General features: G+C 58.5%; 28 protein-coding genes and 1 other RNA gene. 12 read left to right on the top strand and 17 right to left on the bottom strand.

Annotation, left to right across the window (positions count from 1 at the left end; genetic code table 11):
* Window positions 1–4 precede the first annotated feature (4 nt).
* The 9 genes from mraY to rsmI form a co-directional block, all read right to left on the bottom strand.
* Window positions 5–1,087, bottom strand: a complete 1,083-nt coding sequence (gene mraY / locus AB5Y71_RS04145; protein ID WP_040068911.1) for a phospho-N-acetylmuramoyl-pentapeptide-transferase — start codon at window positions 1,085–1,087, stop codon at window positions 5–7.
* Entirely contained in the window at window positions 1,081–2,436 is a 1,356-nt protein-coding gene (gene murF / locus AB5Y71_RS04140) for a UDP-N-acetylmuramoyl-tripeptide--D-alanyl-D-alanine ligase (RefSeq protein ID WP_368171056.1), read from the bottom strand. Before murF ends, mraY begins: the two co-directional genes overlap by 7 nt.
* Complete coding sequence (murE, locus tag AB5Y71_RS04135; protein ID WP_368171055.1) at window positions 2,433–3,965, bottom strand: UDP-N-acetylmuramoyl-L-alanyl-D-glutamate--2,6-diaminopimelate ligase; 1,533 nt, start codon at window positions 3,963–3,965, stop codon at window positions 2,433–2,435. Before murE ends, murF begins: the two co-directional genes overlap by 4 nt.
* A complete protein-coding gene (locus tag AB5Y71_RS04130) occupies window positions 3,898–5,652 on the bottom strand; it encodes a peptidoglycan glycosyltransferase FtsI (protein WP_005336163.1) in 1,755 nt (584 codons plus the stop codon). Before AB5Y71_RS04130 ends, murE begins: the two co-directional genes overlap by 68 nt.
* On the bottom strand, window positions 5,649–5,963 hold the full coding sequence (gene ftsL / locus AB5Y71_RS04125; protein ID WP_005336166.1) for a cell division protein FtsL: 315 nt from the start codon (window positions 5,961–5,963) through the stop codon (window positions 5,649–5,651). The genes AB5Y71_RS04130 and ftsL overlap by 4 nt, the downstream gene beginning before the upstream one ends.
* A gap of 3 nt (window positions 5,964–5,966) precedes the next feature.
* Entirely contained in the window at window positions 5,967–6,905 is a 939-nt protein-coding gene (rsmH, locus tag AB5Y71_RS04120) for a 16S rRNA (cytosine(1402)-N(4))-methyltransferase RsmH (protein WP_005336168.1), read from the bottom strand.
* The gene (mraZ, locus tag AB5Y71_RS04115; protein ID WP_013723406.1) at window positions 6,906–7,364 is read right to left on the bottom strand and encodes a division/cell wall cluster transcriptional repressor MraZ; all 459 of its coding nucleotides are present in this window, start codon (window positions 7,362–7,364) and stop codon (window positions 6,906–6,908) included.
* 442 nt (window positions 7,365–7,806) lie between these two features.
* Window positions 7,807–8,193, bottom strand: an RNA gene (gene rnpB, locus AB5Y71_RS04110) — RNase P RNA component class A.
* A 157-nt stretch (window positions 8,194–8,350) separates the two neighbouring features.
* Window positions 8,351–9,184, bottom strand: coding sequence for a 16S rRNA (cytidine(1402)-2'-O)-methyltransferase (rsmI, locus tag AB5Y71_RS04105; protein ID WP_047438714.1), 834 nt, complete (start codon window positions 9,182–9,184; stop codon window positions 8,351–8,353).
* 199 nt (window positions 9,185–9,383) lie between these two features.
* Here rsmI and AB5Y71_RS04100 point away from each other — a divergent pair, with 199 nt between their 5' ends.
* The 4 genes from AB5Y71_RS04100 to dolP are packed head-to-tail and all read left to right on the top strand — an operon-like array spanning window position 9,384 to window position 12,667.
* Window positions 9,384–11,171, top strand: a complete 1,788-nt coding sequence (locus tag AB5Y71_RS04100; protein ID WP_231719993.1) for a penicillin-binding protein activator — start codon at window positions 9,384–9,386, stop codon at window positions 11,169–11,171.
* A complete protein-coding gene (locus AB5Y71_RS04095; protein WP_005341723.1) occupies window positions 11,113–11,484 on the top strand; it encodes a YraN family protein in 372 nt (123 codons plus the stop codon). The genes AB5Y71_RS04100 and AB5Y71_RS04095 overlap by 59 nt, the downstream gene beginning before the upstream one ends.
* A gap of 9 nt (window positions 11,485–11,493) precedes the next feature.
* Window positions 11,494–12,084 carry an SIS domain-containing protein gene (locus AB5Y71_RS04090; RefSeq protein ID WP_005336275.1) on the top strand — a complete coding sequence of 197 codons (591 nt, stop codon included), beginning with the start codon at window positions 11,494–11,496 and terminating at the stop codon, window positions 12,082–12,084.
* Between the two features lie 4 nt (window positions 12,085–12,088).
* Window positions 12,089–12,667: a division/outer membrane stress-associated lipid-binding lipoprotein gene (gene dolP / locus AB5Y71_RS04085; protein ID WP_005336277.1), complete on the top strand. Its 579-nt coding sequence runs from the start codon at window positions 12,089–12,091 to the stop codon at window positions 12,665–12,667.
* A 43-nt stretch (window positions 12,668–12,710) separates the two neighbouring features.
* Here the strand turns inward: dolP and AB5Y71_RS04080 are convergent, their stop codons facing one another.
* From AB5Y71_RS04080 to zapE, 8 genes are all read right to left on the bottom strand, one after another.
* Entirely contained in the window at window positions 12,711–13,136 is a 426-nt protein-coding gene (locus AB5Y71_RS04080) for a ClpXP protease specificity-enhancing factor (protein ID WP_005336278.1), read from the bottom strand.
* Entirely contained in the window at window positions 13,133–13,762 is a 630-nt protein-coding gene (sspA, locus tag AB5Y71_RS04075) for a stringent starvation protein SspA (protein ID WP_005336279.1), read from the bottom strand. The genes AB5Y71_RS04080 and sspA overlap by 4 nt, the downstream gene beginning before the upstream one ends.
* Window positions 13,763–13,849: 87 nt before the next feature.
* On the bottom strand, window positions 13,850–14,584 hold the full coding sequence (locus AB5Y71_RS04070) for a cytochrome c1 (RefSeq protein WP_368171054.1): 735 nt from the start codon (window positions 14,582–14,584) through the stop codon (window positions 13,850–13,852).
* On the bottom strand, window positions 14,581–15,798 hold the full coding sequence (locus AB5Y71_RS04065; RefSeq protein WP_005336282.1) for a cytochrome bc complex cytochrome b subunit: 1,218 nt from the start codon (window positions 15,796–15,798) through the stop codon (window positions 14,581–14,583). Before AB5Y71_RS04065 ends, AB5Y71_RS04070 begins: the two co-directional genes overlap by 4 nt.
* Window positions 15,799–15,800: 2 nt before the next feature.
* Window positions 15,801–16,391, bottom strand: coding sequence for a ubiquinol-cytochrome c reductase iron-sulfur subunit (petA, locus tag AB5Y71_RS04060; protein WP_040068840.1), 591 nt, complete (start codon window positions 16,389–16,391; stop codon window positions 15,801–15,803).
* A 295-nt stretch (window positions 16,392–16,686) separates the two neighbouring features.
* The gene (gene rpsI, locus AB5Y71_RS04055; RefSeq protein WP_005336286.1) at window positions 16,687–17,079 is read right to left on the bottom strand and encodes a 30S ribosomal protein S9; all 393 of its coding nucleotides are present in this window, start codon (window positions 17,077–17,079) and stop codon (window positions 16,687–16,689) included.
* 15 nt (window positions 17,080–17,094) lie between these two features.
* Entirely contained in the window at window positions 17,095–17,523 is a 429-nt protein-coding gene (gene rplM, locus AB5Y71_RS04050; RefSeq protein ID WP_005336289.1) for a 50S ribosomal protein L13, read from the bottom strand.
* A gap of 266 nt (window positions 17,524–17,789) precedes the next feature.
* Complete coding sequence (gene zapE, locus AB5Y71_RS04045) at window positions 17,790–18,884, bottom strand: cell division protein ZapE (RefSeq protein WP_368171053.1); 1,095 nt, start codon at window positions 18,882–18,884, stop codon at window positions 17,790–17,792.
* Between the two features lie 140 nt (window positions 18,885–19,024).
* Here zapE and AB5Y71_RS04040 point away from each other — a divergent pair, with 140 nt between their 5' ends.
* The 8 genes from AB5Y71_RS04040 to AB5Y71_RS04005 all read left to right on the top strand — a co-directional run bounded on the left by AB5Y71_RS04040 (window position 19,025) and on the right by AB5Y71_RS04005 (window position 24,912).
* Window positions 19,025–19,405, top strand: a complete 381-nt coding sequence (locus AB5Y71_RS04040) for a YhcB family protein (protein ID WP_005356646.1) — start codon at window positions 19,025–19,027, stop codon at window positions 19,403–19,405.
* 81 nt (window positions 19,406–19,486) lie between these two features.
* Window positions 19,487–20,848 carry a Do family serine endopeptidase gene (locus AB5Y71_RS04035; protein WP_005336295.1) on the top strand — a complete coding sequence of 454 codons (1,362 nt, stop codon included), beginning with the start codon at window positions 19,487–19,489 and terminating at the stop codon, window positions 20,846–20,848.
* Between the two features lie 109 nt (window positions 20,849–20,957).
* A complete protein-coding gene (gene degS, locus AB5Y71_RS04030; protein ID WP_005336297.1) occupies window positions 20,958–22,082 on the top strand; it encodes an outer membrane-stress sensor serine endopeptidase DegS in 1,125 nt (374 codons plus the stop codon).
* Between the two features lie 313 nt (window positions 22,083–22,395).
* Entirely contained in the window at window positions 22,396–22,755 is a 360-nt protein-coding gene (locus AB5Y71_RS04025; RefSeq protein WP_005355140.1) for a transcriptional regulator, read from the top strand.
* Window positions 22,756–22,772: 17 nt separating this feature from the next.
* Entirely contained in the window at window positions 22,773–23,138 is a 366-nt protein-coding gene (locus tag AB5Y71_RS04020; RefSeq protein ID WP_005355141.1) for an SFCGS family glycine-rich protein, read from the top strand.
* A complete protein-coding gene (locus AB5Y71_RS04015) occupies window positions 23,138–23,434 on the top strand; it encodes a DUF4312 family protein (RefSeq protein ID WP_159144464.1) in 297 nt (98 codons plus the stop codon). The genes AB5Y71_RS04020 and AB5Y71_RS04015 overlap by 1 nt, the downstream gene beginning before the upstream one ends.
* Before the next feature lie 39 nt (window positions 23,435–23,473).
* Window positions 23,474–24,250: a DUF4311 domain-containing protein gene (locus tag AB5Y71_RS04010; RefSeq protein ID WP_005341754.1), complete on the top strand. Its 777-nt coding sequence runs from the start codon at window positions 23,474–23,476 to the stop codon at window positions 24,248–24,250.
* Window positions 24,251–24,261: 11 nt separating this feature from the next.
* Window positions 24,262–24,912 (top strand): DUF4310 family protein, encoded by a 651-nt coding sequence (locus tag AB5Y71_RS04005; RefSeq protein WP_005355144.1) that lies wholly within the window; start codon window positions 24,262–24,264, stop codon window positions 24,910–24,912.
* Window positions 24,913–24,954: the final 42 nt, after the last annotated feature.

Below are 24,954 nucleotides of genomic sequence, written 5' to 3'. Positions count from 1 at the left end.
GGCCTTACCTCACCTTCAGGGTGGCAAGACCCAGCAGCACCAGCACGAGGGTGATGATCCAGAAGCGCACGATAACGCGCGGCTCCGGCCAGCCCTTCTTCTCGTAGTGATGATGGATCGGCGCCATGCGGAAGATCCGCACGCCGCGCAGCTTGTATGAACCCACCTGCAGGATCACCGAAACGGTCTCCATCACGAAGACGCCGCCCATGATCACCAGCAGGAACTCCTGACGTACCAGCACTGCGATGGTGCCGAGCGCGCCACCGAGGGCCAGAGAGCCAACGTCGCCCATAAAGACCTGCGCCGGATAGGTATTGAACCAGAGGAAACCCAGACCCGCCCCGACAATGGCGGTACAGACGATCACCAGCTCGGAGGTATAGGGCACGTAGGGAATGTGCAGGTAGTTGGCAAAGTTGACGTTACCGGTGGCCCAGGCGATCAGGGCAAAGCCCCCCGCCACCATCACGGTCGGCATGATGGCCAGGCCATCGAGACCGTCGGTCAGGTTGACCGCATTGGAGGTACCGACGATGACAAAGTAGGTCAGCAGGATAAACATCAGGCCAAGCTGCGGCATCACATCCTTTAGGAAAGGCACCACCAGCTGGGTCTGTCCCTCATGGGTTGCAGTCGCATAGAGGAACACAGCCACCGCCAGCGCTACCGCGGATTGCCAGAAATACTTCCAGCGAGCAATCAGGCCGTCGGTATTCTTGCGCACCACCTTGAGGTAGTCGTCGGCAAAGCCGATGGCGCCGTAGGCACCCAGCACAAACAGCACCAGCCAGACATAGGGGTTGTCGAGGCGGCACCAGAGCAACACTGAAGTGAAAATCGCAGCAATGATCATCAGGCCCCCCATGGTCGGGGTGCCCCGCTTGCTGAGGTGGGACTCGGGACCGTCGTTGCGGATCACCTGACCAAACTTCAGGATCTGCAGACGGCGAATGAGGCGTGGCCCCATCCAGAGGGCAACCCCCAGTCCGGTGATGATCGACAGGATGGCGCGAAACGTCAGGTAGGAGAAGACGTTGAAGAAGGTGAAGTGCGGGGTGAGCAGTTCGGCCAGCCAGACTAGCATGTGGCTGACTCCTGATGGCCTTTGACCATCTCGACGATATCTTCCATGCGGGAGCCACGGGCGCCCTTGACCAGAATCGAAATTTCCTGATGTGTATTTATCATTTGCGCAAGCACTTCAAACAACGACGCCTTGTTATCGAAATGTCGGCCCACCGCGGCATCTGCGGTGTGGCGACTATCTTCCCCCACTGTCAGCACGGCATCCAGACCGCACTCGCGGGCATGACGGCCAACCCGGGCGTGTTGCTCGGCAGACTCCTCACCCAGTTCCCGCATATCACCGAACACCAGCACCTTGAAGCCGCCCATGGCGGTCAGGGCATCGATGCCCGCCAGCACGGACTCCACGCTGGCATTGTAGGTATCATCCACCAGAGTCAGACCGCCCCAGCGCTGCACGCAGAAGCGCCCCTTGACCGGCGCCATCTGTTCCAGCCCAGCCTTGACACAGGCGAGGGATGCGCCGAGGGCCAGACAGCCCGCGGCGGCAGCCAACGCATTGGCCACGTTGTGGCGACCCGGGATCGCTAGAGTCAGGCTCAGCTCGCCTTGCGGGGTTACCATCACGAACTCGGCACAACCTTGTTCGTTGAGTACAAGGTTGCGCGCGTGGAACGGCTGACTCTGATCTTCGATAGAGAAGGCCCACTGAATGCCACGCTCACGCCACTTCGGCCAGAATTCGTTGTCGGCGTTGACGATGGCGGTTCCACCCTCGCTCAGCCCCTCAAAGATTTCGCTCTTGGCGTGAAACACCCCTTCCAGCGAGCCGAAGCCCTCCAGATGGGCCGCCGCCACATTGTTGATGATGGCGGCATCGGGTTTGGCCAGTGAAGTAGTCCAGGCGATTTCGCCCGGATGGTTGGCACCCAGCTCCATCACCGCAAACTTGTGTTGCGGTTCGAGGCGCAGCAGGGTGAGCGGCACGCCCACCTCATTGTTGAAGTTGCCAGCGGTGGCCAGTACTTCCCCTTCGTTGCGCAGGATGGCGGTTGCCATCTCCTTCACCGTGGTCTTGCCGCAGCTGCCGGTAATGGCCAGCACTTTCGGGTTGATGCGCTCGCGCACCAGTTTGCCGAGACGGCCCAGCCCCTTCAGACTGTCGGTCACCACCAGCTGGGGGATGGCCAGCGGCAGCTCACGCTCGACCAGCAGGGCAGAGGCCCCTGCCTGAACGGCCTGCTCGCAAAAATCGTGGGCATCGAAGCGCTCGCCGCGCAGGGCAACGAACAGGGCACCCGCGCCCAGTGTGCGGGTGTCGGTACTGACGACGCTGATCTCGCCATCGTTACCAATCAGACGGGCATCGAGTACCTGCGCCAGCTCGGCAAGCCTGAGGGTCATCATTTGAATGACTCCAATAATGTGTGTAAGGCGGCCGCAACGGTTTCCCGGTCGCTGTAGTGCCGCTTGTCGGTTCCAATGATCTGATAATCCTCGTGACCCTTACCGGCCACCAGGATGATGTCCTGTTTGCTCGCCTGACCGATGGCCAGCGAAATCGCCTTGACCCGGTCGTGCTCCACCTGCACCGCAGCAGGATCGCGAAGACCCGCCACCATGTCGGCCATGATCCGGGCCGGCTCCTCGGTACGGGGATTGTCGTCGGTCAGGATCACGCGATCCGCATACTGCTCGGCCATGGCGGCCATCATGGGGCGCTTGCCGCGATCGCGGTCGCCACCACAACCGACCAGACACCAGAGCTGGCCTGTGCAATGCACCCGCAGGGCCTGCAATGCCTTCTCCAGCGCATCCGGGGTGTGGGCGTAATCGACCACCGCCAGCGGCGTATCGCCACCGCCAAAACACTCCATACGACCCGTCACCGGCTGCAATTTCGGGGCCGTTGCCAGTAGCTCATGGAAGTCATAGCCGAGCACCAGCATCACGCCCATCGCGGCCAGCACATTGCTGACGTTGAAGCGCCCGAGCAAGGGGGCGGATAATACACCATTCCCCCAGCTGGAGTTAATCTGCGCGCGAAAACCTTGCTGGTGAAAATCGAGCTGCTGCGCCGTTAATTGACGGCCAGAATGGTGTTCAATCGGGCCATTAACGCTGAACGCCACCGCTGCTGGGTACTTTTCGAGCCACTTGGCACCCAGCTCGTCATCGCGGTTGATCACTGCATTCGACTCATCGACCAGCTGCAACAGCTGCTCTTTGGCCGCGCCATAGGCTTCCATGGTGCCGTGGTAGTCGAGGTGATCCCGGCTCAGGTTGGTGAAAACGGCAGCGGCAAACGGCAGTGCGGCAACACGATGCTGCACCAGACCATGGCTGGAGACCTCCATCGCCACCAGATCCGCCCCCTGCGCTTGCAGCGCAGCCAGATTGGCTTGCACCTGCACGGCGCTACCGGTGGTATTTTCCGCTTCGATCAGATTGCCAAACAGGCCGTTGCCGATGGTGCCCATCACACCCGCCTTGCCACCCAGCAGGGTGCGCCAGTTGGCGACCAGCAAAGCGGTAGTGCTCTTGCCGTTGGTGCCGGTGATCCCGACCAGATCCAATTTTTGGGCTGGCTGATCGTAGAAATAGCCCGCAAGAGCAGAGAGGTGAGCGGGCAGATCCCGCATCCCGATACAGGGAACCGGAGTCGATGGTGGGATAAATTCATCATCCTCCTCAAACACAACAGCGGTCGCTCCCTGAGCCACCGCCTGTTCGATAAACCGTCTGCCATCCATCTGATGACCACGAATGGCCACGAAGAGCGAGCCGGGGCCAACCCGCCGACTATCCAGCTGGATATCGGTCAGGGTGAGCGTCGGCGCCTGGATACCGAAGGGGCGCAGTAATGCATCAAGTGCGCGGGACAAGAGAAGCCTCCGTACGGGCAAGTTTGGTGGGCACCGCTGGCGGCACCGCATCGGGACGAATATTGAAGAGCTGCAGCACCCCGCCCATGGCCTCTGCAAACGGTGGGGTCGCCACGGCGCCGCCATAATAGGCGCTGCCTTTTGGCTCGTTGATCACCACCACCATGACGAAACGGGGGTCACTGGCGGGCGCGAAACCGGCAAACCAGGCCATGTAATCCTTGCCATAGCCACCGGCGACGGCGACCTTGGCGGTACCACTCTTGCCACCGACCCGATAGCCCGGGATCTTGGCTTTTGGAATGGCGTTGTCGACCACATACTCCAGCGCCTGCAACATGGCAGCGGCGTTGTTGTGATCAATCACCTGCTCACCCTTGGGCGGCGTAGTCACCTTGACGATGGAGAGCGGCACCCGTTTGCCCTTGTTAGCCAGGGTGGCGTAGGCGGAAGCCAGCTGCAGCGGGGTGACTCGCAGACCATAACCAAACGAGAGGGTCGCACGCTCGATATCGGACCAGCGACGACGCTGGGGCAGCATGCCGCTGCTCTCACCCATCAGCCCGCTGCCGGTATCCATGCCGAAACCGAACATGCTGAGGGTATTGATCATCTCCTGCGCCGGCATCCGCAGCGCAATGCGCGACATACCGATGTTGGAGGAGTAACGCAGGATATCGTAGAGGTTGGTCGCCTTGTGGATACTGACGTCCTTGATCTGCTTGGCACCGATAAAGAGCGGACCACCGGGAATGAAATCTTTCCAGCTGGTGACACCTGCCTGCAAGGCACTGAGCAAAATCAATGGCTTGACGGTCGAACCCGGCTCGTAGGTATCGGTCACCACCCGGTTGCGTACCCGGAAGCTCTGATACTGGCCGCGGTTGTTCGGGTTGTAGGAGGGGGTGTTGACCATGGCGAGCACTTCACCGGTCTTGATATCCAGCATCACCATGGAGCCGGAGGTCGCCTTGTTCTCGTCGGTTGCCCGCTTGAGGGCACGGTAGGCCAATGCCTGCACCCGCTGATCGATACTGAGCTGCAGATCGTTGGCGTTCTTGCCCTCTTTGACGATGCCAAGCCGCTCGATGACGCGCCCCTGACGATCCTTGCGCACCCGCATTTCGCCTGGTGTCGCCGTCAGCCACTCGTTGTAGCTGCGCTCGATCCCTTCAATACCGCTGCCATCGATGTTGGTCACCCCCACCAGATGGGCACTGATTTCGCCGGTCGGATAGAAGCGGCGCGCTTCGGGGCGCAGGTAGACGCCACCCAGCTTGAGCCCCTTGATATATTCCGCCACCGCAGGAGTAACCTGACGCTGCAGATAGACGAAGCGCTTGCTGGGGTTGGCGATGCGGTGTTTGAGGGTATTGATGTCGAGCTTGAGCACGGCGGAGAGCGCCAGCCAGGCTCGCTCATTATTGATGGCACCGGACTCGTGTACCGTCTTGGGATCGGCCCAGACCGCTTCGACCGGCACAGAAACCGCCAGCTGCTCGCCGTTGCGATCGGTGATCATACCGCGCACCGCCTGGGTAGAGGTGGTACGCAGGGAGCGCATGTCACCCTCCTGACGCAGACGATCCGGATTGATCACCTGGATCCAGGCCAGACGCAGGATCAGACCCACAAACGCGATGCCGATAAACACCGCAAGCGTGCGAAAGCGCCACGGATAGATCGATGGCGCTTTGACATTCGCTTTGGCAGCTTTGGCTGTAGCCTTGCGTTTCATGGTTGGGTAATTACCTTCTCGGTGGTCACCAGCGGACGACCCATTTGCAACTTGTCCATCGCCAGACTCGCCACCCGGGAGTGTTCAGCCAGGGTGCCCTGCTCCAGCAGCAGGTGGCGCCATTCGATATTGAGGCGATCCTCTTCCGCCATCAGATCGTTCTGCTTGGCCGTCAGACCGCGGGTCATGTTGGTCACCAGGATCACGGCAAACGCGGTCACCAGCACGGCGACCGACAGAAAAATCTGCAGCTTGTGCCGCCAGAGATCGGCAACGATCTCCTTGGCCAGATGAACACGCACTTCGCTCATCGCTTACTCCGCCAGCCGTTCGGCAACCCGCAGCACCGAGCTGCGTGATCGGCTGTTTTCAGATACTTCATGATCAGAAGGCTTAAGTGCCTTGCCGACCGACTTCAATTTGCGACCGCCAGCCAGCTGGGCCTCGGTCAACGGAATGCCATAAGGCACTTCCGGCCCCTTCTCGTGCTTGCGGATGAAATGCTTTACCAATCGATCTTCCAGAGAATGGAAGCTGATCACCGACAGACGGCCATGTGGTGCCAGCACTTCCAGTGCACCGTTGAGCGCGGTTTCGATCTCGTCCAGCTCGCTGTTGATATAGATGCGAATGGCCTGGAAACTGCGGGTTGCCGCATGCTTGCCCTTCTCCTTGCTCGGATTGACCCGGGCAATCATCTCCGCCAGTTGGCGGGTACGCACATAAGGCTCGGTCACCCGGTCGTGCACGATGGCACGGGCGATCTTCTTGGCAAAACGCTCCTCACCGAAGGTCTTCAGCACCCAGGCGATGTCATCCACATCGGCCTTGGCCAGCCACTCGGCGGCGCTCTGACCGGAGGTGGGGTCCATCCGCATATCGAGCGGACCATCTTTCATAAAGCTGAAGCCGCGCTCGGCATCATCCAACTGGGGTGAAGAGACCCCCAGATCCAGCAGGAAGCCATCCACCTTGCCCAGCAAACCGCGCTCATCCAGATAGGAGGCGATGCCGGAGAAGGGGCCATGCACGATTTCGAAACGGGGATCCTGGATCTTGGCCGCTTCGGCGATCGCCTGGGGATCGCGGTCGATGGCGATCAGGCGGCCATTGGGGCCAAGGTGCTGCAGGATCAGACGAGAATGACCACCACGGCCAAAAGTACCGTCGACGTAGACACCGTCCGGCTTGATGGCCAGACCTTCAACGGCTTCGTGCAGCAGCACTGTGATGTGTTCAGCGGCTTGGGTCATTTATAAAGAGAAATCCTGTAGTCGTGGTGAGCTTGCCCAATCGTCCCCGGGCAGACCCAAGATGTCGTCATTGACCTGTTGTTGCCAGCGGGCTTCATCCCACAGCTCAAACTTGTTGAGCTGGCCCACCAGCATGATTTTCTTGTCCAGTCCCGCATGGTTGCGCAGTGGCTGACTGAGCAGCAGACGGCCATTGCCATCCAGCTCGCATTCGGTTGCATGTCCCAGCAGCAGACGCTGCAAACGGCGCTCTTGCGGATTCATGCTGGATAGAGTCTTGAGCTTGCGCTCGACCTCTTCCCATTCATTCAGGGGATAAAGCAGCAGACAGGGATGGGCAATATCGATGGTGCAGACCAGCTGGCCGTCGCTTTCGTCGCGCAGCCAATCACGGAATTTGGTCGGAATTGCCAGCCGCCCTTTACTGTCCAGGCTGATGGCATGAGCGCCACGCAACAAATTGCAGTCCCTGAAGGTGAGTGAGCAGGCAGATTGCCCCTCTAAAAACCACTTTGATCCACTTTTCCCCACCTTGAAGTTTAAGGACGTGCAGGGGGCTTTTCAAGCAAGGAGATGGGACAGAGGGAACATATTGACGCAGCAATTGCATACCGCGGATTGAGTGGGTTGATTTTCCACAAGTTATTTGGCGTTAAACTCTGGTGATTAATTGAAATAAGTGAATGAACTGAGAACACACACAATATGTGGGTGCGAACAACCATCCTAGGTTCTATCACCATCTATCGCTGCCATCGTGCCAAATACAAAACTATTCGATTGATTTAAAACATATATTTTCATGCAAAATGACAAGGTCGAAAATATCTTGCCAACGAAGCCATATTTTCTCATGCATAAAAAAGAGCCCCGCGATAAATCGCGGGGCTCTTCGGAATGAGGTCGGAGTCGGCCTGTAAGCCGGGTTCTGTACCGGGTTGCCCCGGGTAGCAATCATTCCTCTAGGCCAGCAATCGCTCGCTGGCTCAAGCAACCTACCCGCCCCCAACGCGGGCCGCGCCAATAGGGGCCTATTTGGTCTTGCTTCGGGTGGAGTTTACCGTGCCACGAACTGTTGCCAGTCGCGCGGTGCGCTCTTACCGCACCCTTTCACCCTTACCTGATCCCTTGCGGGCCATCGGCGGTCTGCTCTCTGTTGCACTGGTCGTAGGCTCACGCCCCCCAGGCGTTACCTGGCACCCTGCCCTGTGAAGCCCGGACTTTCCTCCCCTCCGCCCGTCTGTCCCGAGGGACACAACGACGAAGCAGCGATTGCCCAGCCAACTCCGAGGCGCGGATTATAGCCTTGCGATACGCACGGGGTAAACCGGCAATTCCCGTTTACAGCCATTTATCGCGCTTTGGTCCCCGTTTACAGGGTGAATGCTCGCCGGTTCGGGGGATTGCACAGGTCAGAAAAAAGTCTACTGGCCTATTTCATCGGCTCAATAGTGCTCGAGACCGTATTTATAGAGGGCATTCTTCTTCACGCCGTGGATCTCAGCGGTCAGGGCGGCCGCTTTTTTCAGTGGCAGCTCGGTTACCAGCAGCCCCAGAGTGCGGATCGCCTCGGCTGGCAGATCCTCTTCCTCTTTGGAAGCGCCAGCCACGACCAGCACGATCTCTCCGCGGCAGCGGTTGTCATCCTCGCCAAGCCAGGTCAGCATTTCGGACGCTGGCAGACCGTGGATCGACTCGAAGGTCTTGGTCAGCTCACGGCACACCACCACCTGACGCTCGCCGAGAATGCGAGCAATCGCTTCCACTGTATCCTGCACACGGCGCGGGGATTCGTAGAACACCAGCGAGCGGGTGTCTTCAATAACGGCTTGCAGGCGATCGTCACGTCCCTTGCTCTTGGCAGGCAGGAAGCCCTCAAAGGCAAATCGATCGGTGGGCAGACCGGCCGCGCTCAGGGCGGTGATGGCAGCACAGGGACCGGGCAGCGGCACCACCTTGACCCCGGCTTCACGACAGCGGGTGACCAAGTGATAACCGGGGTCGCTGATGAGCGGAGTGCCGGCATCGGAGACCAGCGCAACACTCTTGCCCTCTTTGATCCGACCGATCAGTACATCGGCCTTCTGCTGCTCGTTGTGATCGTGCAGGGCGAAGGTCGGCACCGAGATTTGGTAGTGGCTGAGCAGGATACCGGTATGACGGGTATCTTCGGCTGCCACCAGATCGACACTGCGTAAAATGTCCAATGCACGCTGGGTGATGTCCGCCAGATTGCCGATCGGAGTGGGGACTATATACAGGGTTGGGATGTCACTCATGGGATCTCCGAGTGCCCCGACAATTGTGTCGCCATATTGGCCCGTTTACACTATGGGGAACTTCAACACTGGTCGGGGAATGAACTTGAACCGGGTTACAAAGCAGCTAAGTGTATCACGACTCTTCGGCATCATACTCGCGGCAGTACTGCTCGCCGCCTGTGCGTCGGAGCCCAATCAACCGTCAGGGCCGTCAGGCATGCCCTCTGCGTTCTCCAATCTGACCAAGAATGCCCAGTGGTATCTTGAGCAGGTGGACCCGGCCAAGCCGGCTGAGGCCTTTACCTGGCAGATGCTGGCGGCACGCAGCTATCTGGCGCTGGGCCAGGCCAAACCGGCCTCGGCACTGTTCCAGCAATTGCAGAAGCAGGCCAAAGACCCCGCCCAGAAGGCGCAGTTGCAACTGCTGCAAGCCCATCTGTTGCTGGCACAAGGCCACGCCAATCAGGCGCTGATCCTGCTGGAAGGCAAACCCGAGGCGGTGCTGGATGCCGATACCCAGAAGGATTGGTATCGCCAGCGCGTGGTGCTGCAGCTCGACATCAACAACAAGTTTGGCGCAGCCAAGTCGTTGATTGCACTGGAGCCCTACCTCAATCAGAGCGAGCAGGCGACCAACCATCAGCAAATCTGGTCGTTGCTCAAAAGCATGACCCCCTCCACCCTGCAGGCGCTGGAAGAGGCTCCGGCCCCTGATGTGACCACCGGCTGGTTGCGACTGGCGGCACTGGTCAACGAGTTTGGCGCCCAGCCGAACCTGCTGGCCCGCCAGCTGGCAGGCTGGAAGCGCGACTTCCCCAACCATCCAGCCCAGAAGGATATGCCGGCAGGATTGGGCGATCTGGCTGCTACTGCCAGCACCTCGGTGCAACAGATCGCTGTGCTGCTGCCCCTCTCAGGCAATCTGGAGCCGCAGGGCGCCGCTATCCGTAACGGTATGCTGATGTCTTATAAGGAAAATCAGGGGCAATTCACCCTGAACTTCTACGACACCCAGAGCAAGTCGACCGGCGACCTTTACAAGCAGGCGATTCAGGAAGGGGCAGACATGATCATCGGTCCGCTGCTGAAAGACCGGGTCGAGGAGCTGCTCAAAGCCAATCCGACCGTGCCGGTACTGGCACTCAACGAGCTGGACAAGCCGGTCGTCAACGACACCACCTACTACTTCTCCCTCTCTGCTGCCGCAGATGCCGCACAGGCAGCCCAGTACCTCTACACCCAGGGCTACCGCAAACCGCTGCTAATCGCCGCCCAGGGGCGGATCGGTTACAGCAGTATCAAGGCGTTCGAGCAGAGCTGGGCCACCCTGAGCCAGGATAAGCCGGTCGTTGCCACCTTCGGTGCCCGCAACGAAGTACAGGGGATGGTCAAAAATGCCCTTAGCGGCCGCTCTACCGCCCGTGCTGGCGAGGTAGTGCAACTCTCTGATGCCGCACCGCGCAGCATCGATGCCGTTTATGTGGTGGCCAACAGCCTGGAAACCCGGATGATCAAGCCCTACGTGGATGTCTCGGTCAATCCGATGGGCAGCCTACCCATCTACACCAGCTCCCGTGGTTACGACAGCGCAGCCACCGAGGTCGCCTCCGAGCTCAATGGCATGCACATCGCAGATATGCCGCTGCTGCTAGGCGGCTACGAGAAACAGCGCGAGCAGATCGCCCTGCTCTGGCCGCAGACCCAGGGCGACCTGCTGCGTCTGTTTGCCATGGGCTACGATGCCGTCAGTCTGGCAGAAAACCTGCAGCAGATGCGCAAGGTAGGCGGCATGCAGCAGGCTGGCATGAGCGGTCAGCTGAGCGTGGATGCCCAGGGCAATATCGTGCGGATGCTGAGCTGGGGTACTTACCAGAATGGCAAACTGGTCGACGAGAACGCCGTTCAGCAACTGGAGGAGCCCTCCAATGAAGGAACTATGGAAACGGATGCGCCAGCAGTTGCCGAGCCTGTTCCCCTCACCAACGAGCAAGGGACAGCACTTTGAACAAGTCGCTGAACGCTGGTTGCAGGCTCAGGGCCTGCAACCGGTAGCTCGCAACTACCGCTGTCGTGGCGGTGAAATAGATCTCATCATGCACCAGGGCCAGACCCTGGTGTTTGTTGAGGTGCGCTACCGGGCCACCGGCAGCCATGGCGGGGCCGCCAGCTCGGTCACCCGCAGCAAACAGCACAAGATCATGCTGGCAGCGCGCCACTATTTGAAGCAACATGCCATCAACGAGGCCAATCAGGCCTGCCGATTCGATGTGATTGCGTTCGAGGGCGACCAGCCAGCCTGGATCCAGAACGCATTTTAAGAGGACCCTATGACTGACCGCATCAAAGAGAACTACACCGAAAGCATCCAGACCAAGATAGCCGCCGCCGAGGCGCTGCCGGATGCCATCCATACTGCAGCCCAGATGATCACCATCTGCCTGCTCAATGGCCACAAGGTGCTGGCATGCGGTAACGGTCCTTCTGCCGCACTGGCGCAGCTGTTTATCTCCGAGCTGGTCAACTGCTACGAGACTCAGCGCCCCTCCCTGCCCGGCATGGCCCTGACCCCGGACATGGCGACCATCAGCGCCATCGCCACCGATCACGGTTTTGAAGAGGTCTACGCCAAGCAGATCCGCGCGCTGGGCCAGCCTGGCGACATTCTGGTGGTCATCACCACCTCCGGCCACAGCCGCAGCCTGATCAAGGCCGCCGAGGCTGCCCTCTCCCGTGACATGACCATAGTGGTGCTGAGCGGGGGGGACGGTGGCGAAATGGCAGGTCTGCTCGGCCCGAACGATGTGGAGATCCGTGTTCCCTCCGCCCGTCGCCCTCGCATTCTGGAAGTGAACCTGTTGACCCTGCACTGCCTGTGTGATCTCATCGACCAGACACTTTTCCCGCAACAGGAAGATTGAAACCATGAAAAAGCACACTATCCTGCTCGGTCTGCTGGTTAGCACCCTGCTGCTGCAAGGCTGCGCAGCCTTGGTTGTTGGTGGCGCCGCAGGGACTGCCAAGGCCTCTGGCGATCGCCGAACCCTGGGCGCGCAGTGGGATGACCAGACCATCGAGCTGAAAGCGGCCAATCTGCTGGCCGACAACAAACCCCTCAGCGCAGCCAGCAAGATCAGCGTCTACAGCAACAATGGCCGCGTCCTGCTGGTCGGCCAGACACCTTCTGACGTTTATAAGATTGAGGCGGGCAAAATTGTCAGTCGCATCGAAGGGGTCCGCCACGTCTACAACGAATTGCGCATCGGCCAACCTGCCAGTTTCACCACTCGCAGCAATGACTCCTGGATCACCTCCAAGGTGAAAGCCGACATGTTCGGCACCAAGAATTTCGACAGCACCAAGGTCAAGGTGGTCACCGAGAACGGCGAGGTGTTCCTGATTGGTCTGGTGACTCGCCAAGAGGGAGAGCAGGCAGTCAACATCGCCCGCCATGTCACCGGCGTGAAGCGCGTGATCAAGGCCTTCGAGTTCGCCCAGAACTAAGCTCGACCGCACATAAAAAAACGCAGCCAATCGGCTGCGTTTTTTATTTGATCACCTTCAGGGTCGGACGACCGCTTGGACGCGGCGGTTCCGGCTCAGGCTCCACCGGCGCTTCAGCCTGCTCCAGCCAGATATCGTAACCCGGCTCGGGCGGGAACATGGTACCCACGCCGTTCTCCCGGGCATGGATAGCCAGCACTGCCGCCATCGGGATGTAAACCTGCTGGGAGACGCCGCCAAAGCGGGCACTGAAACTGATGGCCTCGTTATCCATGTGAAATTGCATCACGGCTCGGGGCGCGATATTCAGCACAATTTGCCCGTCCTGAGCAAACTGCATCGGCACCATCACATGGGGAATGTTGACGTTGACCACCAGATGAGGGGTCAGATCGTTGTCCAGCAACCAGTCAAAGAACGCCCGTAACAAGTACGGGCGGCTCGGTGTCATTGTCGGTTCCATGCTCATACGCCAGCACGGATCTCGCGTTCGGCTTCGGTCAGGGAAGCCTGGAAGGACTCACGCTCGAACAGACGAACCATGTAGGCCTTCAGCTCTTTGGCGCCACGACCGGTCAGGTCGATGCCAAGGCTCGGCAGACGCCACAGCAGCGGTGCCATGTAGCAATCCACCAGACCGAACTCTTCGCTCATGAAATAGGGCATTTCACCGAAGATCGGCGCGATGGCCAGCAGGTTGTCACGCAGTTCGTTGCGTGCCGCTTCAGCATCGGTACCGGCCATGATCTTGTCAGCCAGTGAGTACCAATCCAGCTCGATGCGGTGCATCATCAGACGGCTGTTACCGCGGGCAACCGGGTAAACAGGCATCAGGGGCGGATGCGGGAAGCGCTCATCCAGATACTCCATGATGATGCGCGAGGTGTAGAGCGCCAGCTCACGATCAACCAGGGTCGGTACAGAGTTGTACGGGTTCAGCTCGGCCAGCTCATCCGGCAGATTGGCTGGATCAACCTGGCAGATATCCACGCTAACACCCTTCTCCGCCAGGACAATACGCACCTGATGGCTGAACATATCGTTGGCACCGGAAAACAGCGTCATTACCGAACGCTTATTGGCAGCTACAGCCATTGAACCCTCCCGTCATTAAAAAGCAGAAACGGCAATGAAGCATCTTGGTCTTCATTGCCGTGCATTATATTACTCGGATCTGGTCGCTTAGTGAACGTCGCGCCAGAATTCCTTCTTCAACAGCACAGTGAAGATGAAGAAGATCACGATGAAACCAAGCACCCAGAAGCCCATGCGTTCACGCTCCTGTTGTACCGGTTCAGCCGAGTAGACCAAGAAGTTTACCAGATCCAGTACCGTCTTATCATACTCTTCGTCATCCATTTCACCATTACCGTCAGATTTGATGCTGACAACCTGTTGGGTTTCCACTCCGTCGACCGTGTGAGTAGCGAACTCGGCACGGGGGGTTCCCTGCAACGGCTCCAGCACATGGGGCATGCCCACGGACGGGAACACGGCGTTGTTCACCCCGAACGGACGGGTCTCATCCACGTAGAAGGAGCGCAGATAGGTGTAGATCCAGTCTGCACCGCGCACCCGAGCAACCAGTGTCAGATCGGGGGGCGGTGCACCAAACCACTTGGCGGCATCCTTCTCTGACATGGCGCTCTTCATCAGATCACCGACCTTTGCACCGGTGAAAATCAGGTTCTCTTTCATCAAATCTTCGGGGATCCCGAGATCTTCTGCGACCCGGTTATAACGCTGATACTGGGTGGAGTGGCATCCGGCGCAATAGTTCATGAAGGTGGCCGCGCCGCGTTGCAGCGATGCCTTGTCACTCAGATCGTAATTGGCTTTGTCCAGATGAACAGCTCCGCCACTTGCAAATACCAGAGATGGCAGCAGGGTCAGCACTGCAAATATTATTCTTTTCATTTAAATGTCACCCTCTCCGGCAGCGGCTTGGTGCTTTCATTCTTGCTATAGAAGAACAGCAGGACGAAGAACCCGAAATATCCCAGTGAACAGATCTGGGCAACCAGCGTCAACGTCGGCGTCGATGGCAGCACCCCCAACACCCCTAGGATGATGAAGCAGACCACAAACTGAGCAATGTTCAGCTTGTGCAGCATGCTGCGATAACGCACCGAACGCACCTTGCAGCGATCCAGCCACGGCAGCAGGAACAGTACCACGATGGAGAGACCCATCATGATGACGCCAAGCAGCTTGTCCGGCACCGCCCGCAAAATGGCGTAAAACGGCGTGAAGTACCACACAGGCGCAATGTGCTCCGGAGTTTTCAGACCGTTGGCCACTTCAAAGTTCGGTTTCTCGAGGAAGTAACCCCACATATCCGGCTTGAAGAAGATGATGGCGCAGAAGAAGAACAGGAAGCCTGCCACACCGATCATATCCTTGACGGTGAAGTAAGGGTGGAACGCCACCGCATCCAGCGGCCAGCCGTTCTCGTCCTTGTGCTTCTTGATGTCGATACCGTCCGGATTGTTGGAGCCTACTTCGTGCAGCGCCAGAATGTGCATGGCAACCAGCATCACCAGCACCAGCGGCAACGCGATGACGTGCAGCGCGAAGAAGCGGTTAAGGGTCGCACCGGAGATGACGTAGTCACCGCGGATCCACAGGGTCAAATCGTCACCGATGACCGGAATGGCGCCAAACAGCGAGATGATGACCTGGGCACCCCAGAATGACATCTGGCCCCAGGGCAACAAGTAGCCCATAAAGGCTTCCGCCATCAGCACCAGGAAGATCAGCATGCCGAAGATCCACAGCAGTTCACGAGGCTTCTGATAAGAGCCATAGATCATGCCGCGGAACATGTGCATGTAGACCACGATGAAGAATGCAGACGCACCGGTTGAGTGCATGTAACGCAGCAACCAGCCGTACTCCACATCGCGCATGATGTACTCCACGGAGGCAAACGCACCTTCCGCGGAGGGGTTGTAGTTCATGGTCAGCCAGATACCGGTGATGATCTGGTTAACCAGCACCAGCATGGCCAGCGAGCCGAAGAAGTACCAGAAGTTCAGGTTCTTCGGTGCCGGATACTTGGCCATGTGGTCGTTGTACATGGCCGTGAGCGGGAATCGATAATCGATCCAGCCCATCAGTTTACTCAACATGGTCAGGCCTCCTTGCCATCGGCACCGACCAGGATGGTGGTGTCATTAATGAATTGATAGGGCGGAATGACCAGGTTCAGCGGTGCAGGCACCCCCTGGAACACACGGCCGGCCATGTCGAACTTGGAGCCATGGCACGGGCAGAAGAAGCCGGACGTAACGCCCTGCACCTGCTCGCCAAAGCTGTCAGGCAGATAGGAAGGTGAACACCCCAAGTGGGTGCAAATACCGACCGCGACAAAAATTTCGGGCTTGATCGATCTGTACCCGTTATGGGCATAGTCAGGCTGCTGCGGCTCTTCAGATGAGGGATCCCGCAGCTTGTCATCATGCGCGGCCAAGGCATCCAGCGTCTGTTTGGTGCGTTTCACCACCCAGACAGGCTTGCCTCGCCACTCGACACGGATGAGCTGACCCGGTTCCAACTTGCTGATATCGACTTCAACCGGCGCACCGGCTGCTTTGGCCTTGGCGCTCGGATTCCATGACTTTATAAACGGCACTGCGGTAAACGCAGCTCCTACCCCACCAACGGCAACCGTTGACCAGGTAAGAAATCTGCGGCGACCGGTATCAACTGGCGCATTGCTCATCCAAAAACTCTCCCATGTGGACTCCGCACATTCTTATAGTGTCCCTGTTCCCCATTTTTCCCGTGACAACAGCGGCGGAAGCTGGATTTACAATTGCCACAGAAAACAGGGGAAATTTTAAAGAAAAGATAACAACTTGACAAGAAAGAGCGGTGAGCAATGAAAACAATAAAGAAACAATTTTTTGTCTTTTGTGACGCGTGGTTAGCATTGATGTCGGTAATATTACCAATAAAAAAAGCCTGGCAACCGCCAGGCTTTTTTGACACTCGAAAGAGTGAGTACCAAAAGCGAATTAACGCTTGGAGTACTGCGGACGCTTACGAGCTTTGTGCAGACCAACTTTCTTACGCTCAACCTTACGGGCATCACGAGTAACAAAGCCAGCTTTACGCAGTTCGGAACGCAGGGTTTCGTCGTACTGCATCAGAGCACGAGTGATACCGTGGCGGATCGCACCAGCTTGACCGGAGATGCCACCACCGTTAACGGTGATGTACAGGTCCAGTTTCTCGGTCATCTCAACCAGTTCCAGCGGCTGACGAACTACCATGCGGGCAGTCGGACGGCCGAAGTACTGCTCCAGGGAGCGCTGGTTGATTACGATCTTGCCGCTACCCGCTTTGATAAATACGCGAGCAGTGGAGCTTTTGCGACGGCCGGTACCGTAGTATTGATTTTCTGCCATGTTGCCAGTTCCCGATTAGATATCCAGTACTTGAGGTTGCTGAGCAGCATGAGCATGCTCGGCGCCTGCGTAAACTTTCAGTTTACGGAACATGGCACGGCCCAGAGGACCTTTCGGCAGCATGCCTTTGACGGCTGCTTCGATTACCATTTCCGGTTTACGCTGAATCAGCTTGTCGAAGCTGATTGACTTGATACCACCCGGGAAACCGGAGTGAGCGTGGTACATTTTGTCGGTAAATTTCTTACCGGTTACGTGTACCTTCTCAGCGTTTACAACGATGATGTAATCACCGGTGTCAACGTGCGGAGTGTACTCAGCTTTGTGCTTACCACGCAGACGAGCAGCGATCTCGGTTGCGATACGACCCAGAGTTTTACCTTCTGCGTCCACAATGTACCAGTCACGTTTTACGGTTTCTGGCTTGGCAACGAAAGTTTTCATTAAGTTAAACCCAATTACCTGTTACAGACCCAATTGCTTATGGGGGCTCTCCCACAAACAACAAACGATGGCCTACCTGTACCCCTTCGAATACAAGTAAAGCTTAAAGTGTTGCTGTCTTATCGACAGCTGTAACGTGGGCCGGGCGATTATAAGTGAAGTTGCCTTAAATATCACCTGCTAATTTCACTGCCATGAAACCAGCAAATGTCGCCCGGCCCTACCTGCCGCAGATGCCCATCCGACTGGCAGGCGCGGTATTGTGACTAAGGAAGGTGCACTCTGGCAAGGTATTCGTGCGATTGCATTTCCTGAAGCCGCGAAAGACAGCGTTGGAATTCGAAATTCAGCAGCCCTTCGCCGTAGAGTTCTGTCATGGGAACCGCCGCCGACATGATGAGTTTGACGTGCCGTTCGTAGAACTCATCGACCATGGCAATGAAGCGGCGAGCCGCGTCATCTGTGCCTGTGCCCATTGGCTGAACATTGGCCAGCAGAATGGTATGGAACAGTCTGGCCAGCTCGATATAGTCGTTCTGGGAGCGGGGAGTACAGCAAAGTTGCTCAAATTCCATATAGAGCACCCCTTCCCCCATCCCGAGCGACCTCAGCTGACGATGATTGACCTCGAACGCCCCCTCGCAAGCCGTGTGCCCACCGGTTAATTGCTGAAAATAGTGGTCAAGATTGGCTTTTGCCTGCAAATCCAGCGGGCAGTGATAAATCTCGGCTTGTTCCAGCGTACGCAGGCGATAGTCGATACCGCCATCCACGTTAAGTACCTCGCAATGACGCTCGATAAGCTCGATAGCAGGCAGAAAACGGGCTCGCTGCAGCCCGTTGCGATAAAGATCCTGCGGCGGAATATTTGAAGTGGCGACCAGCACGACACCGTGACCAAACAGCTCCTGAAACAGCGTGCCCAACAACATGGCATCGGTGATGTCGGAGACAAAAAATTCGTCGAAACAGATGATGTCTGTTTCACTGGCAAGCTTGCTGGCCACCAGCTTGAGGGGATCGGACTGCCCGCTCAGCTCCTGCAGTTCATCGTGAATGCGGTGCATGAAACGGTGGAAATGGCTGCGCATCTTGCGCGTCCCAGGCAGGCTGTCGAAAAAAGTATCCATCAGCCAGGTCTTGCCTCGGCCCACTCCGCCCCACATATAGATACCGAGGACGGGCTCCGGCGGCTTGGGCTTTTGCAGCCAACCCAGCAGCCCTCGAGATCTGGTCGGAGTCGGGCGCCGTAGCAAATCCTGATACAGTCGCTCCAGCCTGCTAATGGCCATCCCCTGCGCGGGGTCGGCCACAAAGCCGGGGCGCAGCAGATCCTGCTGGTATTTTTGCTGCGGTGTCATCCTTGAGCGCCTCTCCAAGTCCCTGAATCGAGGACAAAATGGTATCACGGCCTCAGGACGCACGGTATAGTGCCATCAAGGCATGGCGGTTATGACGACCGCATAAACCCACTCTGTTTTAGCTGTAACAAGGAGCATCTATGAGTCTGTTAACTGGGATCCTGCTGGCTGTCGCGGCCTTGATTATCGGTATCGTTCTCGGCCGTTTTTCGGTGCGTAGCCGCGATGCTGGCCGTCTGGAACAGGAACTGAAGAAGGCCCACAAGGAGCTCGAGAGTTATCAGGGCCAGATCAACACCCACTTCGCCGACAGCGCTGCCCTGATGGAGCAACTGGCCGAGCAGTATCAGACCCTCTATCGCCACATGGCCGAGCAGAGCAAATTCCTGGCCAAGGCGCAGGAACCGCTGTTCCGCGAGTCATTGGTAGAAGAAGCCCCTGCCAATGTGGCAGAAGAACCGGGCGTTCCGCCTCGCGACTATGCTGGTGCCTCTTCCGGACTGCTCAAGCAACCAAACTAGTTCCTCGCGGAACTAATTGGCCAGTCCCGTGGTCTGACCTTGACGATTGCAATGCAACTTTTTCTGGGAGCTGTTTTTCATATGCGTAAACCTCTTTCCATGCTCAGTGTGCTAGCCCTCAGTGTCGGTATCGCCATGTCTGCGGCCCCTGCTCAGGCTGCACTGCCTTCCCTGTTAGGTTCAAATCAGGAGATGCCAAGCCTGGCGCCTGTTCTCGAACAGGTCACCCCGGCGGTGGTCAATATCTCGGTTTCTGGCAAAAAAATTACCCGTCAGCGTCTGCCGGAACAGTTCAAGTTCTTCTTCGGCCCCAACATGCCCGATGAACAGGTGAGCGAGCAGCCGTTCCAGGCGCTCGGCTCCGGTGTCATCGTCGATGCCAAGAAGGGTTACGTGATCACCAACGCCCACGTGGTGCACGAGGCGGATGAGATCAAGGTCAACCTGAAGGATGGTCGTGAGTATGCGGCCAAGAAGATTGGTGAAGACAAGCAGTCCGACATCGCCCTGCTGCAAATCAAGGCCGAGGATCTGGTGCAGATCAAGTTCGCCGACTCCGATGAGCTGCGGGTAGGTGACTATGCGCTGGCCATCGGCAACCCGTTTGGGCTGGGCCAGACCGTCACCTCCGGTATTGTCAGTGCGCTGGGTCGCAGCGGCCTCAACATCGAGAATCTGGAGAACTTCATCCAGACCGATGCGGCCATCAACTCCGGTAACTCCGGCGGAGCCCTGCTCAACCTGCGTGGCGAGCTGATCGGTATCAACACCGCGATTCTGGGCCCGAACGGCGGCAACATCGGCATCGGCTTTGCTATCCCCTCCAACATGGTGCGGGATCTGACCGAGCAGATCGTCAAGTACGGTGAAGTGCGTCGTGGCCAGCTGGGGATTACCGGCACCGAGCTCACCTCCGACATCGCCAAAACCTTCGGCTACAACAAGAAGGATGGTGCCTTCGTCAATCAGGTCATGCCTGATTCGGCGGCCGACAAGGCGGGCATCAAGGCTGGCGATATCATCGTCAGCATCGATGGCAAACCGGTTCGCTCCTTTGGCGAGCTGCGTGCCAAGATCGCTACCATGGGCGCTGGCAAGCAGGTCGAGCTGGGACTGATCCGCGATGGCAAGTCACAAACGGCCAAGGTGACCCTGAAGCAGGCTGATGACAGCGAAGTACGCGCCAGTGCGCTGCATCCAGCACTGGAAGGGGCTAAGCTGAGCACCACTACCGACCCGGTCTCCGGCGTCGCGGTGGCCGACATTGATCCTCGCTCTCCGGCAGCCGCTTCAGGCCTGCAGAAGGGTGACATCATCATCGGGGTCAACCGCCTGCGCATCAACACCCTGGGCGAGCTGACCAAGGCGCTCAAGAACAAGCCTGACGTGCTGGCGCTCAACATCCAGCGCGGCGACTCCTCGCTCTATCTGGTGATCCGCTAACGCTCAAGTTGTTCGCCAACCCCTCCATCACCCGCGGCCTTCACCGCGGGTGATTTTTATCCATCGATAGTGTTATTCTCTGCGCGCAGCCTGTACGGATGAGAATGACATGAAAATCCCCCCTTTAGTCAGTTACTTGGGCAAGTCTGTCGGTTTTGGATTGACCGTCGCGGCGCTGCTGTTGCTGCTGTTTCCCCATTTTCGCGGTGGTGCCCAACTGCCCGGCATCATCACCAATGCCCGTGAACTGAGTTTCTCCTATGCCGCCCATCGGGCAGGCCCTGCCGTCGTCAACATCTACACCCGCAGCTTTGCCCCCAATCAGGGCAATCAGGGGGAACTGCGCCCGCAAGGGTTGGGTTCCGGCGTCATCATGAATCAGCGCGGCTATGTGCTGACCAACTACCACGTCATCGCCGATGCCGACCAGATCATCGTCGCGTTGCAGGATGGCCGGGTCTTCAGCGCCGAGCTGGTCGGTACCGATCAGCTCACCGATCTGGCAGTGCTCTACATCGAATCGGACAACCTGCCGGTGATCCCGCAGGATCCAGAGCGACTGCCAGAAGTGGGGGATGTGGTGCTCGCTATCGGCAACCCCTACAACGTCGGCCAGACCATCACCCAGGGTATCATCAGCGCGACCGGACGTACCGGCCTCTCCAGCATGGGACCCGACAGCAATGGCCGCCAGGATCTGCTGCAGACCGATGCAGCCATCAACGAGGGCAACTCGGGTGGCGCGCTGGTCAACGGCCGTGGCGATCTGGTGGGTATCAACACCGCCACCTATCACCTCAACGGCAATCAGGAGAGCTACGGCATCAGCTTCGCCATCCCCTACCGGCTGGCCAAACGGATCATGGATGAGCTGATCGCCAACGGCCGGGTGATCCGCGGCTACCTCGGGATCTCCAGTGTCGAGATCAACCCCATAGTCGCGCGGATGATGAACCTCGGCGACCTGCGTGGTCTGGTGGTGGAGAGTCTGGATCCCAACGGCCCGGCTGCCAAAGGCGGCCTGCAGCGAGGGGATGTGCTGCTCAAGATCAACGGAGAGGCCATCAGTGGCGTACGCAGCGCCATGGACAAGATTGTCGAGAGCCGCCCCGGCACCAAGCTGACCATCTCGGTATTCCGCTCCGGCAAGCCGCTGGAAGTGGTGGTCACCATAGAGGAAGACCTGCGCTATCAGCAGAGAACGGCCAGCTCGAGCGCCGCATCGGCCAGCTAGCGTCACTCCTTTTAATGAGAAGGGCGGGAAACCGCCCCTTTCCATATCTGCCCTCTAGGCAACGTCTCTTACCGTGAGATGACTCACAGTTTCCCGCAACGCTTGCCCTGCCCCCGCCCCCCGATTTGTGCGCTACCGATCACACAAAACCAGCTTCAATAAGCACTCTTTTTGCCTTTTCAGTATCCAAACGATCACTGCGGGGCCATTTCATCAGGAATTTCCGCTTCGAATCGGAAAACACTGCCTCCTCCACATCGACGCGCAGGCTTAGGGTAACGCCATACCTTCTGCCAGCCTTGGAGAGCAGACATTGCAAACAGAGACTCACGACCAGACCCTGACCCCGAACAGCCCGGAGTTGCTGCGCCAGACCGATCATATCCTCGCGCGCATTTATCCCCTGCTGGCCGAACAGGGCATCATCCCCAACGAGGTGCAACGGCAGATGCTGGCCTCCCATGTCAAAGCCATGGTGTGGCGCTCCCACAGTGGCGAGCCCCTGCCGGAGGTTGACCTCAGCCTGTTTGAAGAGATCTCCCCCCTCTCACTACGTCTCGCCGAACAGGTCGTCAGCTGGCTGGATCAACTTGCTTATGAAGAGGCACACCTCTTATCCGTCCATTTTGAAGTCGCCAAAGAAAACGAACTCAGCTCGGTGCAGAACCCGTAACTCAAGGAGAAATCGATATGACAGCCATCAAACTCGTGATTGGAGACCGTCTCGGCAAGGGTCAGAAAGTGGGCGCAGGCGCGGAAGCTGCCGGGGCCAACGTGACCATCATCCCCGGCATGGCCGCTGACATGAAGCTCGGCGACGTGATGAACAAGGAGCAGGCGGATCTCGGCATCTCCTTCTGCGGCAGCGGCGGCGCAGGGGCCATCACCGCCCAGACCAAGTACGGCTACAAGTGCCGCTACGGCATGCGCTCTGTTGAAGAGGGCGTCACCGCCATCAACGAAGGGTGCGTGGTGCTGGGCTTCGGTTTCATGGACAAGGAAGAGCTGGGTCAGAAGCTGGTTGAAGCCTTCGCCAAGAAGCACGGACGCGCCTGATGAAAGAGAACTTCACCACCCAGGTCATCGTCAACGGCAAGGGGACGACCCGCCAGCAGGCGTTTGCCTCCGCCCTCAGCCAGGTGCAACCCACACTGCTCAAGGACAACCAGCAGGTACTGCTGCGTATTGAGCCGGTCGATGTACAGGTGCTCAAAGCCGAGGAGTCGGTCCGGGTGGAGAGGTTCCTGTTCTTCTTCCTGCCGCGCCAGCGCCGCGAATACCGCGTCCAGCTGGAGATCAAGGTTCAGGTCACCAGTCTGGATGTCGCCAAGGTGACATTCACCCAGGTGTGATGCCTGCGCAGGCACAACCCCACAAGAAGGATACGTTGGATGTTTCTAATCATTTTTATCAAGTCACTCATCATTGGCGGCCTGGTTGGCGTCGGGGTGGGGGCCGGCGCGGCGCGGATGTTCCACGCCCCGACCGTACAGGGCATGGGTGCCTTCCGCACCCTGGGCGAACTCAACTCCTGCGAAGGGGATCCCGCTTCCCACTTCTCGTTTGGTCTGGGCTTCTTCTTCAACGCCTGGGCCTCGACCGTGGCGGCAGGCGCCTTCACCCAGGATGTGGATCACCGCATCATCCCGCACTGGGCCACGGCGGCACTGCTGTTCAAAAATCGGGATCTCGCCACCACTCTGCACGACCCGAAAAAGATGGCCATCGCCGGCGGCATCATAGGTGCCATCGTGGTCGCCTTCCTCAACAGCACTGCGGCTGCCGTCCCGGCCGCCCTGCAGGTCACTGCGGTCAAGGTGCTGGTACCGGCTGCCAACCTGCTGGTCAATACCGTCATGCCGGTGATCTTCTGGCTGGCCGCCATCGAGGCGGGCAAGAAATCCGGTTTCTGGGCAACCATCTTCGGCGGTCTGGCACAGCTCATCATGGGCAACGCGGTACCGGGTCTGGTGCTCGGCATCCTGATCGGCAAGGGTGTGGAAGAGAGCGGTTGGAACCATGTCACCAAGGTGATGATGGCAGCCATCGTCCTGCTGTTCGTGCTGAGCGGCTTCTTCCGCGGCTTCGACATGAAACTGATTGAATCCTTCCATATGGGTGTCCCCCTGTGGCTGGAAAACGTCCATAACCTGCTGAGCGGCAAATAAGGGGTCACACCATGGATGAGAAACTGAAAAACAACTTCTGGTACGCAGACTGGTCATTCCCCATCTTCGTCGGCCTGCTCTCGGCCGGGGTCTTTGCCGGTACCCACATGTTCTATCTGTACGGGGTTGGTGCCTTCAACGAGGTAGCCTTCGTCGCCATGCTGAAAGCCGGAATGGACACGGGTGCCTACGGCGCGGTGGCCGCGTTCGGTGCCAGCTTCCTGTTCGCCCGCATCATCGAGGGATCCCTGGTGGGGATCCTGGATATCGGCGGCGCCATCCAGACCGGGGTCGGTCTCGGCGTGCCAGCCCTGCTGCTGGGGGCTGGCATCGTCTATCCGGTGGAGAACTTCGGCGCCTCGCTGGCAACCGGCATGGGGATTGGTCTGGCCATCGGCTACGTCATCATTCTGGCGCGCAAGTTCACCATCAACCAGAGCAACTCCACTTACGGTGCTGACGTGATGATGGGTGCTGGCAACAGCTCTGGCCGCTTCCTCGGCCCCCTCATCATCCTCTCCGCCATGGGCGCCTCCATTCCCATCGGTATCGGTTCCCTGCTGGGTGCGCTGCTGTTCTACGTGTGGGGCAAGCCCATCACCGGCGGTGCCATTCTGGGAGCCATGCTGCTGGGTACCTTCTTCCCGGTCGCCCTTGTGTAAGTACCAGCCGCCCTGCGGGGCGGCTCGCCAGAGGTTCTCAGC

Origin of the sequence: Aeromonas sp. R9-2 (assembly GCF_040908025.1) — a bacterium.
GTDB classification, from domain to species: Bacteria; Pseudomonadota; Gammaproteobacteria; order Enterobacterales; family Aeromonadaceae; genus Aeromonas; species Aeromonas veronii.
Note: the sequence above shows the minus strand (reverse complement) of the source record. Positions and strands in the feature narration are given on the sequence as shown.